This is a genomic window from Blastococcus sp. KM273128 (genome assembly GCF_021698975.1).
GTDB lineage: Bacteria > Actinomycetota > Actinomycetes > Mycobacteriales > Geodermatophilaceae > Blastococcus.
Genome location: NZ_SSXA01000004.1, coordinates 1 through 15,635, shown reverse-complemented (window position 1 = coordinate 15,635; position 15,635 = coordinate 1). Strand labels below are relative to the sequence as shown.

15 protein-coding genes, 1 tRNA gene and 1 pseudogene are annotated in these 15,635 nt (G+C 74.3%); 7 read left to right on the top strand and 10 right to left on the bottom strand.

What is annotated here, in order from left to right; all coding sequences use genetic code 11:
- Nucleotides 1–12: 12 nt before the first annotated feature.
- From paaA to paaE, 5 genes are all read left to right on the top strand, one after another.
- Entirely contained in the window at nt 13–987 is a 975-nt protein-coding gene (gene paaA, locus E9529_RS02045) for a 1,2-phenylacetyl-CoA epoxidase subunit PaaA (RefSeq protein WP_236829441.1), read from the top strand.
- Nucleotides 984–1,349: a 1,2-phenylacetyl-CoA epoxidase subunit PaaB gene (paaB, locus tag E9529_RS02040; RefSeq protein ID WP_374201301.1), complete on the top strand. Its 366-nt coding sequence runs from the start codon at nt 984–986 to the stop codon at nt 1,347–1,349. The genes paaA and paaB overlap by 4 nt, the downstream gene beginning before the upstream one ends.
- A gap of 87 nt (nt 1,350–1,436) precedes the next feature.
- The gene (gene paaC, locus E9529_RS02035; RefSeq protein WP_236829440.1) at nt 1,437–2,345 is read left to right on the top strand and encodes a 1,2-phenylacetyl-CoA epoxidase subunit PaaC; all 909 of its coding nucleotides are present in this window, start codon (nt 1,437–1,439) and stop codon (nt 2,343–2,345) included.
- On the top strand, nt 2,342–2,848 hold the full coding sequence (paaD, locus tag E9529_RS02030; RefSeq protein WP_236829439.1) for a 1,2-phenylacetyl-CoA epoxidase subunit PaaD: 507 nt from the start codon (nt 2,342–2,344) through the stop codon (nt 2,846–2,848). The genes paaC and paaD overlap by 4 nt, the downstream gene beginning before the upstream one ends.
- Complete coding sequence (gene paaE / locus E9529_RS02025) at nt 2,848–3,924, top strand: 1,2-phenylacetyl-CoA epoxidase subunit PaaE (RefSeq protein ID WP_236829438.1); 1,077 nt, start codon at nt 2,848–2,850, stop codon at nt 3,922–3,924. Before paaD ends, paaE begins: the two co-directional genes overlap by 1 nt.
- Before the next feature lie 12 nt (nt 3,925–3,936).
- Here the strand turns inward: paaE and E9529_RS02020 are convergent, their stop codons facing one another.
- Nucleotides 3,937–4,731 carry a DUF427 domain-containing protein gene (locus tag E9529_RS02020; RefSeq protein WP_236829437.1) on the bottom strand — a complete coding sequence of 265 codons (795 nt, stop codon included), beginning with the start codon at nt 4,729–4,731 and terminating at the stop codon, nt 3,937–3,939.
- Between the two features lie 145 nt (nt 4,732–4,876).
- Nucleotides 4,877–5,713, bottom strand: coding sequence for an MBL fold metallo-hydrolase (locus E9529_RS02015; protein ID WP_236829436.1), 837 nt, complete (start codon nt 5,711–5,713; stop codon nt 4,877–4,879).
- Between the two features lie 122 nt (nt 5,714–5,835).
- Between E9529_RS02015 and E9529_RS02010 the strand changes: the two genes are divergently transcribed.
- Nucleotides 5,836–7,341 (top strand): PLP-dependent aminotransferase family protein, encoded by a 1,506-nt coding sequence (locus tag E9529_RS02010; RefSeq protein WP_236829435.1) that lies wholly within the window; start codon nt 5,836–5,838, stop codon nt 7,339–7,341.
- On the opposite strand, the gene E9529_RS02005 is transcribed toward E9529_RS02010, so the two are convergent.
- The 8 genes and pseudogenes from E9529_RS02005 to E9529_RS01970 form a co-directional block, all read right to left on the bottom strand.
- Nucleotides 7,323–7,396: transfer RNA gene (locus E9529_RS02005), tRNA-Pro, on the bottom strand. The two genes, E9529_RS02010 and E9529_RS02005, sit on opposite strands and share 19 nt — an antisense overlap.
- An 87-nt stretch (nt 7,397–7,483) precedes the next feature.
- Entirely contained in the window at nt 7,484–8,830 is a 1,347-nt protein-coding gene (der, locus tag E9529_RS02000) for a ribosome biogenesis GTPase Der (RefSeq protein ID WP_236829434.1), read from the bottom strand.
- Complete coding sequence (gene cmk / locus E9529_RS01995; protein WP_236829433.1) at nt 8,827–9,531, bottom strand: (d)CMP kinase; 705 nt, start codon at nt 9,529–9,531, stop codon at nt 8,827–8,829. Before cmk ends, der begins: the two co-directional genes overlap by 4 nt.
- 28 nt (nt 9,532–9,559) lie before the next feature.
- Nucleotides 9,560–9,922 carry a chorismate mutase gene (gene aroH, locus E9529_RS01990; protein WP_091932722.1) on the bottom strand — a complete coding sequence of 121 codons (363 nt, stop codon included), beginning with the start codon at nt 9,920–9,922 and terminating at the stop codon, nt 9,560–9,562.
- A gap of 153 nt (nt 9,923–10,075) precedes the next feature.
- A pseudogene (locus E9529_RS01985) lies at nt 10,076–11,051 on the bottom strand (ABC transporter ATP-binding protein).
- Nucleotides 11,052–11,078: 27 nt separating this feature from the next.
- On the bottom strand, nt 11,079–12,041 hold the full coding sequence (locus E9529_RS01980; protein WP_236829432.1) for a carbohydrate ABC transporter permease: 963 nt from the start codon (nt 12,039–12,041) through the stop codon (nt 11,079–11,081).
- Nucleotides 12,038–12,916, bottom strand: a complete 879-nt coding sequence (locus tag E9529_RS01975) for a carbohydrate ABC transporter permease (RefSeq protein WP_236829431.1) — start codon at nt 12,914–12,916, stop codon at nt 12,038–12,040. The genes E9529_RS01980 and E9529_RS01975 overlap by 4 nt, the downstream gene beginning before the upstream one ends.
- 58 nt (nt 12,917–12,974) lie before the next feature.
- The gene (locus E9529_RS01970; RefSeq protein ID WP_236829430.1) at nt 12,975–14,264 is read right to left on the bottom strand and encodes an extracellular solute-binding protein; all 1,290 of its coding nucleotides are present in this window, start codon (nt 14,262–14,264) and stop codon (nt 12,975–12,977) included.
- 328 nt (nt 14,265–14,592) lie between these two features.
- On the opposite strand from E9529_RS01970, the gene E9529_RS01965 reads away from it, so the two are divergent.
- The gene (locus E9529_RS01965; protein ID WP_236829429.1) at nt 14,593–15,597 is read left to right on the top strand and encodes a LacI family DNA-binding transcriptional regulator; all 1,005 of its coding nucleotides are present in this window, start codon (nt 14,593–14,595) and stop codon (nt 15,595–15,597) included.
- Nucleotides 15,598–15,635 lie beyond the last annotated feature (38 nt).

Genomic DNA, 15,635 nt, shown 5'->3' with positions numbered 1-15,635 from the left:
CGAGGAGGACCGATGTCCGCCCCCACGCTGGACCGGCAGCCGGCCGGGAGCCCCGGCGAGGCCGCCCTGCAGGAGCACTTCGACGCCACGATCGCCGCCGACCGGCGCATCGAGCCGCGGGACTGGATGCCGGAGGGCTACCGGAAGACCCTGGTGAGGCAGGTGGCCCAGCACGCGCATTCCGAGATCATCGGCATGCAGCCCGAGGGCGACTGGCTGCTCGCCGCGCCCAGCCTGCGGCGCAAGGCGGTGCTCCTGGCCAAGGTGCAGGACGAGGCCGGGCACGGTCTCTACCTGTACTCGGCGGCCGAGACCCTGGGCGCCGACCGCGCCGACCTCACCGACAAGCTGATCGAGGGCCGCCAGAAGTACAGCTCGATCTTCAACTACCCGACGCTGTCCTACGCCGACGTCGGCGTGATCGGCTGGCTGGTCGACGGCGCGGCGATCTGCAACCAGGTGCCGCTGTGCCGCTCCTCCTACGGGCCCTACGCCCGGGCGATGATCCGCGTCTGCAAGGAGGAGTCCTTCCACCAGCGGCAGGGCTACGAGCTGCTCATGACGATGATGGGCGGCACCGACGAGCAGCGGGCGATGGTGCAGGACGCCGTCGACCGCTGGTGGTGGCCCTCGTTGATGATGTTCGGCCCGCCCGACGACGAGAGCCCCAACACCGCGCAGTCGATGGCGTGGGGCATCAAGCGGCACACCAACGACGAGCTGCGCCAGCGCTTCGTCGACATGACCGTGCCCCAGGCGCGGCACCTCGGCGTGACGCTCCCCGACCCCGACCTCGCCTGGGACGAGGCCGCCGGCCACTGGCGGTTCGGCGCGATCGACTGGGACGAGTTCAAGCGGGTCATCGGCGGCCAGGGTCCGATGAACGCGGTCCGCATAGCGCGGCGGCGGGCGGCACGGGACGACAACGCCTGGGTGGTCGAGGCGGCGTCGGCGTACGCCCGGAAGCACGAGGAGGTGCCCGCGTGAGCGAGGTGACCGCCGAGGGGGGCCACGGCGCCGTCCCGACCGGACCGGAGGTGCCGGTGGAGCCGCGGAGCCGGGCGGTGCGCCGTGACTGGCCGCTGTACGAGGTGTTCGTCCGCGGCAAGCGGGGGCTCAACCACGTGCACGTCGGCTCGCTGCACGCGCCCGACGACGAGATGGCGATCGACGCGGCCCGCGACCTCTACACCCGGCGCAACGAGGGCGTCAGCATCTGGGTGGTCAGAGCCGCCGACATCACCGCGTCCAGCCCCGACGAGAAGGACCCGCTGTTCGCCCCCAGCGGCGACAAGGTCTACCGCCACCCGACGTTCTACGAGATCCCGGACGGCGTCCCGCACCTCTGAAAGGACCCCGGTGCCCCCCGCCACTCGCAAGCTCGCGGCGGGCCCCTGCACCGGGGCCGTTCCAGCACGTCACCACGAAAGGTCACCATGCACGAGGAGACGGTGTACGAGGCGTTGGTGAACGCGGACGGGGAGGCGGGGCACTGGGCGTTCGGCACGGGCTTCGACGACCCGCTGGCCGGCGTCGACACCACCGTGCCCGACGGCGTCGACCCCGCCGACCTCGGCACGTACTGCCTCATGCTCGGCGACGACGCCCTGGTGCTGGCCCAGCGGCTGACGCAGTGGATCACCCGCGCCCCCGAGCTCGAGGAGGAGGTGGCGATCGGCAACATCGCCCTGGACCTGCTCGGCCAGGCCCGGCTGCTGCTGGCCCGCGCCGGCTCGGCCGGCGTGCTGGGCCGCTCCCGCGAACGGGCCGGCGCCACCATCCCCGACGAGGACGCGCTCGCCTACTTCCGGGACGCCGACGAGTTCCGCAGCACCGCGCTCGTCGCCGCCCCCGACGCCGACTTCGCGCGGGCCGTCGTCCGGCTGCTGGCCGCCTCCGCCGTGCGGCTCGCGGTGTTCACCCGGTTGCGCTCCTCCCGCGACCCGGTGCTGGCCGCGATCGCCGCCAAGGGCGTGCACGAGCTGGCCTACCACCGTGACCACGCCGCCCGCTGGGTGCTGCGGCTGGGCGACGGCACCGAGGAGTCGCACCGGCGCGCGCGGTCCGCCGTCGACGCGGTGTGGCCGCTGCTCGCCGACCTGTTCACCCCCACCGACGTCGAGACCCGGCTGGCCGCGGCGGGCGTCGGCGTCGACCCCGCCGGGGTGCGCGACGAGGTGCGCGACGTCCTCGGCCAGGTGCTCGGGCGCGCCACGCTGCCCGTGCCCGCCTGGCCCGCGGCCGCGCCGCCGCGGGGGCGCTTGGGGCAGCACGGCCCGGAGCTCGCCGAGCTGCTGGGCACCCTGCAGGGGCTGGCCCGGCAGCACCCGGCGGCGACCTGGTGAGCGCCGTGGCCCCCGACCCGCGCGCCGTCGCCGAGCAGGTCACCGACCCCGAGCTGCCCACGCTCACCCTCGCCGACCTCGGCGTGCTGCGCGACGTCCGCACGGAGGTCGACGGCGCCGTCGTCGTCGAGATCACGCCCACCTACTCGGGCTGCCCGGCGATGGGCGTGATGCGCGCCGACCTGCTGCGCGCGCTGCACGAGGCCGGCTTCGCCGACGTCGACGTCCGCACCGTCCTCTCCCCCGCCTGGACCAGCGACTGGATCAGCGCCGAGGGCCGTCGCAAGCTCGCCGCCGCCGGCATCGCACCCCCGGGCAGCGCCCCCGTCCGCGCCGACGGGCCCGTCCCCCTCCAGCTCGGCCTGCCCCGGCGCACCGCGGACTGCCCGCTCTGCGGGTCGGCCGACACCGAGGAGCTGTCGGAGTTCGGGTCGACCGCCTGCAAGGCACTGCGCCGCTGCCGCACCTGCCGCGAGCCCTTCGAGCACGTCAAGGAGATCTAGTGAGCGCACCGACCCGCCGCCGGCCGCGGTTCCACCCGCTCACCGTGGCCGACGTCGAGCGGCTGACCGACGACGCCGTGGCGGTGACCTTCGACGTCCCCCCGGAGCTCGCCGAGGACTACGCCTTCCGGCCCGGGCAGGCACTCACGCTGCGTCGCGTGGACGGCGAGCGGGACGAGCGCCGCTCGTACTCCATCTGCGCGCCGGCGGGCGCCGCCCCGCGGGTCGGCGTCCGCGAGGTGCCGGGCGGCTTCTTCTCCTCGTGGCTGGTGCACGAGGTGCAGCCGGGTGACCGGATCGAGGTGCTGCCGCCGTCGGGCACCTTCACCGCCGACCTGTCGGTGCCCGGCGACCACGTCTTCGTGGTGGCCGGCTCGGGGATCACCCCGGCGCTCTCGCTGGCCGCCACGGTGCTGCGGGACGGCGAGTCGACCGTGACCGTCTTCTACGGCAACCGGCGCACGAGCACGGTCATGTTCGCCGACGAGCTCGCCGACCTGAAGGACCGCCACGGCCCCCGGCTCCAGCTGGTGCACGTGCTCTCCCGAGAGCCGCGCGACGCCGAGCTGACCAGCGGCCGGCTCGACGGTGACCGCCTGCGCGCGCTGGTGGGCAACCTGGTCGACGCCCCGCACGTCGACCACTGGTGGCTGTGCGGTCCGCACGGGATGGTCACCGACGCCCGCGCGCTGCTCGCCGAGCTGGGCGTACCGCCGGAGCGGTTGCACCAGGAGCTGTTCTACGTCGACGACGTCCCGCCGGAGCCGGTGCGCGGCGACGAGGGGACGGTCGAGGGGCCGAGCGCGCAGGTGACCGTCGTCCTCGACGGCCGCTCCACCACGCTGGCCCTCCCCCGGGGCGAGCCCGTGCTCGACTCCGCCCAGCGGGTGCGCGCGGACCTGCCCTTCGCGTGCAAGGGCGGGGTGTGCGGCACCTGCCGGGCGAGGGTCACCGCCGGCGCGGTGGAGATGCGGCGGAACTACGCCCTCGAGCCCGCCGAGGTCGAGGCCGGCTTCGTGCTCACCTGCCAGTCGCTGCCGGCCACCGACGAGGTCACGGTCGACTACGACGCCTGAGCGCCGGGCCGGTCACCCGCCGACCTGCACCTCGACCTCGTCGCCGTCGAAGGAGCGGTACCCCGCGACGGGCAGCGCCTCGAGCAGCGGCTCGCGGTAGCACCAGGCGGCGTCCTCGAAGCGGCGCCCGCCCACGACGACGTGCTCGTAGGTCGCCACGCCCTTGTACGGGCACTCCGAGGTCGTCGGGCTCTCGGCCAGCACGCCGTCGGCGACGTCGGCCTCGGGCACGTACCAGCGCACGGGAAGCCCGGTCTCGAAGACGGCGACCGGCGACCACGTCTCCGCGACCACCTCGCCGCCGACGCGGACGACGACGTGCCGGGAGGAGCGCCGGGCGTCGACCCGGTGGAACGGGTCGCGGGGGTGGCCGAGCATCTGCTCGTCCTCGATCCACCAGGAGTCCAGCCGCTCGGGGTAGAAGGAGAGCAGGCCGGCCAGCGGCGGGCAGCCCGCGACGGGCGCCGGGTAGGACCAGGCGGCGTCCTCGACCCGGCGCCCGTCGACCTCCAGGTGCCAGTAGCGGGCCTCGCCCTTGAACGGGCAGGTGGTGCGGGTGCTGCTGGGCACGAGGAGGCCCGGCGCCACGTCGTCCTCCGGGAGGTACCAGCGCGGCAGCAGGCCGGTCTCGTGCAGCAGGACCGCTCGGGTGGTGTCGACGACGGTGCGGCCGGCCAGCACGCCGTGGATGCGCTCCTGCAGCGGGTGGGTGTAGACGGCGTGGGCGGGCAGCGCCGCCCACAGATCGCCGTTCACCTGCCCCTGCGCGGGACGGGCGAGGGGGCCGGTGCCGAGGGTCAGCGACATGACCCGACGGTAGGTGCGGCGGCGGCCCCGGTCACCCGCCGGCGCGCTCCTCTGCCCTCGCTGCGCCGTCGCCCGTCGAGGTGTTGCCGCCTGTATGTTGGGGATAACGGTCGACGCGACGGCGTGCCGGGCCGGTGTCGCGCGCTCACGCCGGGGCGCCCTCGTGCCCGCGCCACCGCGCGACCTCCGTCGCCTGCCCGGCGTGGATGCCGGCCACCCACTCCCAGCCAGGCGGCACCGACGGGCCGATCCGCGGGTCGTCGGGCTCGCGGCCGTCCCGCAGGGCGCAGACGTACGCGCGGTCCAGCGCGAGCCGGGCGCGCGCCGAACCGGCGCCGCCGACGGACCCGTGCCCCGGGACGACGACGTCGACGTCGTCCGCCACCGCCTCCAGCAGCCGCAGGCCGGCGAGGTACTCCTCCACCGGGTCGTTGGCGCCGGACCACTCGTCGAGCATCGGGACGAAGACGTCGGACAGCATGTCGCCGGCCACGAGGACGCGGGCGTCCGGGATCAGCAGCGCGGCGTGCCCCGGGGAGTGCGCCGGGTGCTCGATCACCCGGACCCGAGGGCCGTCCCACGGCAGCTGCTCGGCCGCGGGAGGCAGGCCGGTGATCCGGCCGAACAGGTCCAGCGGCACCTCGCCGGCGATCTCCGGCGGCAGGCCCTCGGCGGCGCGGGCCCGCCAGTCCGGTTGCGCCAGGTGCTCGCGCAGCACCGCCGCGCAGCGCGCCGTCCCGTATCTCGGGGCGTCGCCGAGAGCGGGGTGCCAGAGCACGTGGTCCCAGTCGGGGTGCGTGGCGAACCCGGCCACGACCGGCCGGCCCAGCCCGGCCAGGTCCCCGGCCAGGCAGGCCATCTCGTCGCCCGTCAGACCGGGGTCGACGAGCAGCACGCCGTCCCGTCCCCGCACGACGACGGCGTTGTTCTGCAGCAGCTCGCTCCGGTGGACCAGCACGTCGTCGGCGACCTGGATCAGCACGGTGGTTCCTCCCGCCCGTGGTCCGCCCCCGTGGGGATCGGCTCCGATCGTGCGCGGAACGCGGTCCGGGCGGGAGGTCCACTCGCCCGCCGCTGGAGCGGTCCAGTTGGTGTACTCGCCGCATGGCGGTGGCGTGGGGCCGGGACGGACCGGACCTCCTGGTGACGCTCGACCGCGGCGCCGGTGGGCTCGGCGTCCAGCTCCAGGACCAGCTGCGGGCGGCGATCCGCGGCCGCCGGCTCGGCGCCGGGGAGCGCTTGCCCTCGACCCGGCGGCTGGCCGAGCGGCTCGGCGTCTCGCGCGGCACCGTCGTCGAGGCCTACGAGCAGCTGCTGGCCGAGGGCTACCTCGAGTCGGCGGCCGGCTCGGGCACGCGGGTCGCCGCCACCCCCGCCCCGGGGTCACCGCGGCCGGCGCGGAGCGAGGCCGGTCCGCTCCCCCGGCCGGTCGAGGTCGACTTCCGCTACGGCTTGCCCGACCTGGCCTCGGTTCCGTTGACCGCGTGGAGCCGGGCGGTGGCGGAGGCCGCGCGGACGGTGCCGACGGCGGACCTGGGCGACGAGGACCCGGCCGGCTCGCGGCACCTGAGGGAGGTGGTGACCGCCTACCACCGCCGCGTCCGGGCGGGCTGCGCGGTGGCCGGGGACGCCGTCGTCGTCTCGGGGTTCCGGCAGGGGCTGACCTTCACCCTCGCGGTGCTGGCCCGGCGCGGCGTCCGGCACATCGGGCTGGAGGACCCGGGCCCGCGCGAGCACGAGGCCCTCGCGCGCCGCGCCGGCCTGGTGCCCGTGCCGGTCCCCGTGGACGACGACGGCCTCGACGTCGACCGCCTCCGCGCGAGCGGGGCCCGGGCGGTGCTGCTGACGCCGGCCCACCAGTGCCCCACCGGTGTCGCGCTCGGCCCGTCCCGCCGCCGCGACCTCGTGACCTGGGCCGAGGAGGTCGACGGGGTGGTGCTGGAGGACGACTACGACGCCGAGTTCCGCTACGACCGGCAGCCCGTCGGCTCGCTGCAGGGCCTCGCCCCCAACCGGGTGGTCGCGCTCGGGTCGGTCAGCAAGACGCTCGCCCCCGCGATCCGGCTGGGCTGGGTGCTGGCGCCACCGCACCTCGTGGCGGCGATCGCGGAGGAGAAGCGGCTCAGCTGCCGGGACGCCCCGCGGCTGGACCAGGAGGCGCTGGCGCTGCTGGTGGAGTCGGGCCGGTTCGACCGCCACCTGCGCCGGGTGCGCGAGGTCTACCGGGCCCGGCGCGACGTGCTGGTGGCCGAGGTGGAGCACGCCTTCGGGGTGGGCCGGCTCACGGGGCTGGCGGCCGGCTGCCACGCCGTGCTGCGGCTGCCCGAGGGGGCGTCCGAGCGCGCCGTCGCGGCGGCCGCGGCGGCCAGGGGCGTGCTGGTCGACGGGCTGAGCAGCTACCGGTGCGGGGACGCGGGCACCGACGAGCACCCGCCGGCCCTCGTGCTGGCCTTCGGCAACGTCCGCGAGCAGCAGATCCGCCGGGGCGTCCGCGTGCTCGCCGACGTCGTGCGGGGCGGTGGGCACGACCGCCCGGCGCAGACGCACAGGGCCGTCCCGGATCGCTCCCGGACGGCCCCTGGCCTGCTCTGTCGGGCTGACAGGATTTGAACCTGCGACCCCCTGACCCCCAGTCAGGTGCGCTACCAAGCTGCGCTACAGCCCGCGGGCCGGACGACACCCGGGGGCTCCCCGGGCCGCGAACGACCGCCCGAGAAGGCTACCGCACGGCCCTCCCCGGCCTCGACGGTGGTCAGCCGCGCTTGCCGTCCTTCTCCCGCCCCTCGCGGACCTTCACCGAGATCTCGATCGGGGTCCCCTGGAAGCCCCACCGCTCGCGCAGCTTGCGCTGCAGGAACCGGCGGTAGCCCGCCTCCAGGAAGCCGGTGGAGAAGACGACGAACCGCGGCGGGCGGACGTCGGCCTGCGTGACGTACTTGATCTTCGGCGCGCGCCCACCGCGGGCCGGCGGTGGCGTCTCCTGCACCAGCCCCCGCACGAACGTGTTGAGCTCGGCGGTCGGCACGCGGGTCTCCCACGCGGCGATCGCGGCCCGGAGGTGGTCGGGGAGCTTGCCCACGCCACGGCCGGTGGACGCGGAGATGTTCACCCGCGTCGCCCACTTCACGTGCGCGAGGTCGCGGTCGATCTCCCGCTCGAGCTGGGCGTGCCGGTCCTCGTCGAGGGTGTCCCACTTGTTGAAGGCCAGGACGAGCGCGCGGCCGGCCTCGATGACCTGGGTGATGACCCGCTGGTCCTGCTCGCTGATCACCTCGTCGGCGGCCAGCAGCACCACGCAGACCTCGGCGGCCTGGATCGCGGCCTCGGTGCGCAGGCTGGCGTAGTACTCCATGCCGCTGGCGGTGTTGACCTTCCGGCGGAGCCCCGCGGTGTCGACGAACCGCCACTCCTCGCCGCCCAGGGTGACGATCGAGTCGACCGGGTCGACGGTGGTGCCCGCGACCGAGTCGACGACCGACCGCTCCTCCTTGGCCAGCCGGTTGATCAGGCTGGACTTGCCCACGTTGGGCCGGCCGACCAGGGCCACCCGGCGGGGGCCGCCCTCGCCCTCCTGCTCGCGCGGCGCCTCGGGCATCGCGTCGAGGACGAGGTCGAGCAGGTCGCCGCTGGCCCGGCCGTGCAGCGCGCTGACCGGGTGCGGCTCGCCGACACCGAGCGACCACAGCTCGGCGGCGTTGGCCTCGCTGCGCTCGTCGTCGACCTTGTTGGCGACCAGGATCACCGGCCGGTCGCTGCGCCGGAGCACCCGCGCCGCGGCCAGGTCGGTCTCGGTGGCGCCCACCTGGCTGTCGACGACGAAGACGATGACGTCGGCGGTCCTCATCGCGTGCTCGGCCTGCCGGGTGATGGAGGCGCCCAGGCCCGCGGCCTTGGGGTCCCAGCCGCCGGTGTCGACCACGGTGAAGCGCTTGCCGTTCCACAGCGCCTCGTAGGAGATGCGGTCGCGGGTCACGCCCGGGGTGTCCTGCACGACGGCCGCACGGCGGCCGAGGAAGCGGTTCACCAGGGTCGACTTGCCCACGTTGGGCCGGCCGACGATGGCCACGACGGGCAGCGGCCCGCCCTCGGGCTCGGTCACCGGCGCTCCCCTGCGGGCACGGCCGTTTCCGCCAGGAGCACGATGCGGTCGACCACCTGCGCCTGGGAGAGGTCGCTGCTGTCGACGACGACGGCGTCCTCCGCCGGGCGCAGCGGGCTGTCGGCCCGGCTGCTGTCGTACTCGTCGCGGCGGCGCAGGTCGGCGGCGAGCGCGGCGATCTCCGCGGCGTCGGTGACGCCGAGCTGGCCGGCGCGGCGCTGCGCCCGCACCTCGGGGGCCGCGGTCAGGTAGACCTTCAGCGTCGCGTCGGGCAGCACCACCGTGCCGATGTCGCGGCCCTCGACCACGACCGCCTCGGCACCGGCGACCAGGGCGCGCTGCTGGGCGACCAGCTGCCGGCGGACCGCGGGGACGGCCGAGACCGCGGAGACCGCGCGGGTCACCTCGGCGCCGCGGATGCGGGCGGCGACGTCGGCGCCGCCGACCTCGACCCGCTCGGTGCCGGCCTCGGTGCCCACGACGATGCCCGCCTCGGCGACGGTGCGGGCCACGGCCTCGGCGTCCGCGGGGTCCACACCGGCGTCGAGGACGGCGACGGTGGCCGCGCGGTACATCGCCCCGGTGTCGAGGTACGCCGCGCCCAGCCGGGCGGCGACGCCGCGGGCGACGCTGGACTTTCCGGTCCCCGACGGGCCGTCGAGGGTCACCGACCCGCGGAAGGGGCTCTGGGGGGTGCTCATGTGCTCCTGCTCGTTCGTCGTTCTCGGATCACTGCGCGATGTCGCGCCGCAGCGCCACGGCGCCGCGCAGGTAGACGTGCTGGATCTCCGCGCGCGACCGCGGCGTCTCGACGTGGGCCATCAGGCGCAGCACCCGCGGCAGCGCGTGCGGCACGCCGATCTCGGAGGCGCACATCAGCGGCACCCCGCCCATGCCCAGCTCGCGCGCGGCCAGGGCCGGGAACTCGGACACCAGGTCGGGGGTGGCGGTGAACAGGATGCTGATGACGTCGTCGTGCTCTAGCCCGTTGCGCTCCAGCACCGCGCTCACCAGCTCGCGGGTCGCCTCGAGCACCTGCTGCCGGTCGTCGGCGTCGACCTGGGTCGCACCCCGGATGGCTCGGACGGCCATGCACACTCCTCGTTCGCGCGGCCCCGTTCGCCCGGGGACCACACGAGTCTAGGGAGCGCACCGCCGGACGCTCCCCCCGCGCGCGCTGCACCTCTCCGCACGCGCCGCGGTGCCCGGTCCGGCGGCCCGCGTCCAGGCCGCCGGACGGGGGTCTCAGCCGCCCAGCCGGGCGCCGCTGCGGCCGTCGAACAGGTGCACGTGCCCGGCGCGCGGGCGCACGTGCACCACCTCGCCCTTCGCCGGCGGCATGCGCCCGTCGACCCGGGCGGTGACCAGGTGCTCCTCGCCCCCGGCGGTCGTGCGGCCGTAGACGAAGGCGTCGGCCCCGAGCTCTTCCACGACGTCGACCTCGACGGGCAGCCCGTGGCCGGCGAGCTCCAGGTCCTCCGGTCGGACGCCGACGGTGACCCGCGGGTCGGAGGCGTCGCCGAGGACGTCCCGGGGTACCGGGTGCACCTCGTCGCCGAGGCGCACGCCGCCCTCGACCACCGGCAGGGTGAGGAGGTTCATCGCGGGCGAGCCGATGAAGCCGGCCACGAAGACGTTCGCCGGCCGGTCGTAGAGCTCGCGCGGGCGGCCCACCTGCATGAGCACGCCGTCCTTGAGCACCGCGACGCGGTCGCCCATGGTCATCGTTGGACAGCGGCTCGTCCATCAGGAACACCTGCGGCTGGCGCACGATGGCCCGGCCCATGGCGACGCGCTGGCGCTGACCGCCCGAGAGCGCCTTGGGCCGGCGGTCCAGGTAGGGCTCCAGGTCCAGCAGCCGGGCCGCCTCCTGCACCCGCTGGGCGATCTCCGCCTTGCCGAGCCCCGCCATCTTCAGGGCGAAGCCCATGTTGTCCGCGACCGTCATGTGCGGGTAGAGCGCGTAGTTCTGGAAGACCATCGCGATGTCGCGGTCCTTCGGCGGGACCTCGGTGACGTCGCGGTCGCCGATGAGGATGCGGCCGTCGGTGACGTCCTCGAGGCCGGCGAGCATCCGCAGCGACGTCGACTTGCCGCACCCGGACGGGCCGACGAGGACGAGGAACTCGCCGTCCTCGATGGCCAGGTCGAGCCGGTCCACCGCCGGTCGTGCCGCGCCGCCGTAGACGCAGCTGGTGCCCTCGTAGGTGACGGAGGCCATGGGTTTCCTCTCGGGTGCGCGGCCGGGCTACTTGCCGGCGCCGGCCGTCAGGCCGCTCAGCAGGTACCGGCGGCCGACGAGGTACAGGATGAAGATCGGGACGACCGACAGCGTGACCGCCGCCAGCAGCGCCGGGACGTTGGTGCCGAACTGCCCCTGGTAGTCCCACAGGCCCAGGGTGAGCACGCGGGTGCTCACGGACTGGGTGAGCACGAGGGGGAAGAGGAAGCCGTTCCACGCGGTGAGCGAGGTGAAGACCGCCACCGTGGTGATCGCCGGCTTGGCCAGCGGGAGCACGAGGTGGCGCAGGGCCTGGAACGGGCCGGCGCCGTCGAGGGTCTGCGCCTCGTACAGCTCGCGGGGGATGTCGCGCAGGCTGTTGGTCATCACCAGCAGCGCCACCGGCATCGCGAAGGCCGCCGTCGGCAGGATGACCGCGAGCAGGGTGTCGTACAGGTGGAGCTGGGTGATCATCAGGTAGACGGGGATGATCGCCGCCTGGGCGGGGATGGCCAGGCCGACGAGCATGAGGGAGAAGCCGCGCTGCACCGCGCGGCCGGCGTTGCGGGCGACGGCGTAACCGGCCGGGAGCGTGAGGCCCACGACGATCGCGACGGTGGCCACCGTCACGAGCACGGTGTTGAGCAGGTACGTCGGGAAGTCGCCGGTGAGGACGGTCTCGTAGTTCTCGAGCGTCGGATTCGGCGGCGGGGCCAGCGGGTTGTCCGACAGGTACTCCGAGCGGGTGCGGAAGCTCGCCGCGACCAGGAAGTACAGCGGGACGGCGACCAGCGCCAGCCAGACGGTGGCCAGCACCCCGGCCAGGACGTTGGGGCGGCCGTGGGCACGCCGCCGGTTCCACACCCGGCGCCGCTGGCGCTCGGGCACCTCGGGCACCGGGGCGATCGGCGAGGTCGGCGCCTCCGCCGTCCGCACGCCCACCGCGCCCCTCGTGCTGTCGTCCCCGCCCAGCGGCGCGCGGTCGCTCACATGCCCTCCTGCTGGCTCTGCATCTTGCGGAAGCCGGTGGCGCTGGTCACGGCGAGGGAGAGCCCCGCCCCCAGCAGCAGCAGCAGGACCGCGATGGCGCTGGCGTAGCCGAACTCGAACCCGCTGAAGCCGGTGATGTACATGTGCAGCGGCAGGATGCGGGTCGCCGTGCCCGGCCCGCCCCCGGTGAGGATGAGGATGGTGTCGAAGGTGGTCACCGAGCCGACGAGCATCAGCACCGTCGAGGTGATCACGGTGTACTTCAGCAGCGGCAGCGTGATGGTGAAGAACTGCCGGTAGCGGCCGGCACCGTCGAGGGTGGCCGCCTCGTAGAGGCTCTGCGGCACCTGCCGGGCGGCGGCTTGGTACAGCAGCGTGTGGAACGGGATGTACTGCCAGCTGATCACCCAGACCACGGTGTAGACGACCAGCTCGGTGTTGCCCAGGAAGTTGACGCCGTCCAGGAACGGCAGCGCCTGGGTGGCGCCGAAGTTGGGGTCGAGCACCGCGGCCCACAGCAGCGCGATCGCCGCCGTGGAGAGCAGCAGCGGCAGGAAGAAGAAGGAGCTGAGCACCGCGCGGTTGCGCTGGTGCCCGGCCGCCCAGACCCCGATCAGCATCGCGATCGGGGTCTGGACGACCCAGGTCAGCACCATGAACAGCAGGGTCAGCCACAGCGAGTCCCAGGCCCGCCCGTCCTCGATCAGCCGGGTCCAGTTCTCCGCGCCGGACAGCGCGGGGAACCCGAAGCCGTTCCAGGAGGTGAAGCTGAGGTAGACGACCAGGACCATGGGCAGCACCGCGAACGCCCCGAAGAACGCGACCGCTGGTGCCAGGTACCAGCCCGAGGGCCGGTCCTGCCGGGTGACCGCCATGCGTGGTGCCCCTGTCCTGGTCCGCTGTGCCGTGTCCTGCATGCCGTTCAGGTACCGGTCAGACGCCGGACATCGCGTCGACGAAACCCTGCGGCGTCTGGGTGCCGAGGAAGAACTGCTCCAGCTGGGTCAGCATCTCCGTGGCCTCGTCGGCCGGCAGGTCCTGGTCCCAGGACAGCTGGAAGTTGTCCGCGTCGGCCGTCGCGTCGTAGATGAACGTCGCGTAGTCGCCGTTCTCGGTCTCCGCGAGCTGGTCGCGGATGCCCTGCACCGGCGGCACGTCACCGGCCTCGATGAGGTCGGAGATGTACTCCTCACTGGTGAGCGCGGTCGACAGGTACTCCCGCGCCGCCTCCTTGTTCTCCGAGGAGCTGGTCAGCGAGTAGAAGTTCGACACGTTGCCGACCAGGTTCGACGGGTCGCCCGCGCCGCCCTCGATCGCCGGGAAGGTGGTCCAGCCCAGGTCGCCGGCCTCGACGAACTCGGGGCTGTCGTTGAGCTGGTTGGTGTACTCCCACGAGCCCATGAGGTGGAAGCCCGCGTCACCCTGCGCCAGGATCGTCGACGCGCCGCCGACGTCGTAGCCGACGGAGGCGAAGTCGTTCCCGAAGGCGCCGCGGTCGATGAGCTCGCGGAGCATCTCCAGCGACTCGAGGACCGCCGGGTCCTCCCACGCGCCCTCCTCGCCGTCCCGGATGGCCTGGAAGACCTCGGGGCCACCGACGCGGTCGAGGATGTACTCGATCCACATCAGCTCGGTCCACGCCTGGGTGCCGGCCAGCGCGATCGGCGTGACACCGGCCGCGCTGAGGGCGTCGACGGCGGCGAGCAGCTCGTCCCAGGTCTGCGGCACCTCGACACCGGCGGACTCGAGCACGGACTGGTTGTAGAAGAGCACCACCGGCTGCATGCCGCGCATCGGCAGGCCGTAGTTCGCGCCGTCCAGCTCCGCGCCGGCGAGCACGCTGGGCAGGAAGGCGTCGCGGAGCTCCGGGTTCTCGTCGAGCAGACCGGTGAGGTCCTCGACCTGGCCGGCGTCCACGTACTCCTTGAGGTTGCCGCCGCCCCAGTTGAAGAACAGGTCGGGCGCGTTCGGCGAGCCGAGCGCGACGCGCAGCCGCTGCTTGTAGGGGTCGTTGCCGAAGGTCGCCAGCTCCAGCTCGCCGGAGTCGGAGCCCTCGTTGAAGCGCTCGATCGAGGCCTCCTCGATCGGGTTGAGGGCGGCGTCCTCGAGAGCCCACACCTGACCGGTGCCGCCCTCTCCCCCACCCCCGCCCGCGGGGCCGGAAGAGCCGCAGGCCGCGACCAGCGCGCCTGCCAGGACCAGTGCGCCCGCCTGAGTGGTCACGCGGGTCAGACGCCGGAGGGACATCCCACCGCCACCTTCCTGTTTCGTCGTTGAACACCGAAAGTTTCGAGCAGTTGCGAGAATGTAAGCCGGGTCACCATCGGTGTCAACGGCGTCGTAAACGCCGCGTGATCTGACCATGTCGAGTGATGTCTGGCGCGTTCCGGGTGGCCCGGCTAGCGTCCCGGATCGACCGTCCGGGCTACCGGTGCTCCGAAACTTTCGATAGCATCGCCGCTCCCGTTCGGTGACGTGCACCACTGGACGGGCCGCGCCGGCGGTGGTCCGGTGGGATCACGTGCAGGCGCGCACCTGGAGGAGGACGGCAGTGGCGACACCCCAGCTGGGCAGGCCGACGCTGGCCAGCATCGCGGCCGCGGCCGGCGTCTCCCTCCCCACCGTCTCCAAGGTCGTCAACGGCCGCCAGGACGTCTCACCCACCACCCGCGCGCACGTCCTCGCCCTGCTCGAGGAGCACAACTACGTGCCCGTCACCCGCCGTGCCGCCGCTGCCGCGCGGCCGCTGGTCGACGTCGTCTTCACCGCGCTGGACAGCCCCTGGGCGGTGGAGATCCTGCGCGGGATCACCGAGAGCGGGCTGGACGTGGTCGTGGGCACCCTCGCCCGCGACCCCGGCGCCGACTGGGTGCAGCAGCTGATCAACGGTGGCCGGCAGGGCGCGCTCGTCGTCACCTCGCGGATCACCGCCGCCGACCAGCGGCGCCTGGGCAGCTCGCACCTCCCCGTCGTCGTCATCGACCCCGTCGACATGCCCGGGCAGGACGTGCCCAGCGTCGGCGCGACCAACTGGGCCGGCGGGCTCGCCGCCACCGAGCACCTGGTCGAGCTCGGCCACCGGCGCATCGCGGTGATCGGCGGGCCGCAGGACTTCCTGTGCAGCCGGGCCCGCATCGACGGCTACCGCGCCGCCCTCGAGCGCGCCGGCATCGGCGTCGACCCCGAGCTGGTCCGGCACGGCAACTTCCACCACGAGGGCGGCTACGACCAGGCCCGCCTGCTGCTGGAGCTGCCCGACCCGCCGACGGCGGTCTTCGCCGGCAGCGACGAGCAGGCGTTCGGCGTCCTGGAGGCGGCCCGCCAGGCCGGTCTCTCGGTGCCGGCGGACCTCTCCGTGGTCGGCTTCGACGACCTGCCCATGGCCCGCTGGTCCTCGCCGCCGCTGACCACCGTGCGCCAGCCGCTGGCCGACATGGGCCGGATGGCCGGCCGGATGCTCCACGAGCTGATCACCGGCGGCCAGCTGGACAGCCAGCGCATGGAGCTGGCCACCTCGCTGGTCCCCCGCGCCTCGACCGCAGCGCGCCCGCGCTGACCTCCCCCCGCACCCCTGGAGCCCCCTCCGTGTCCCAG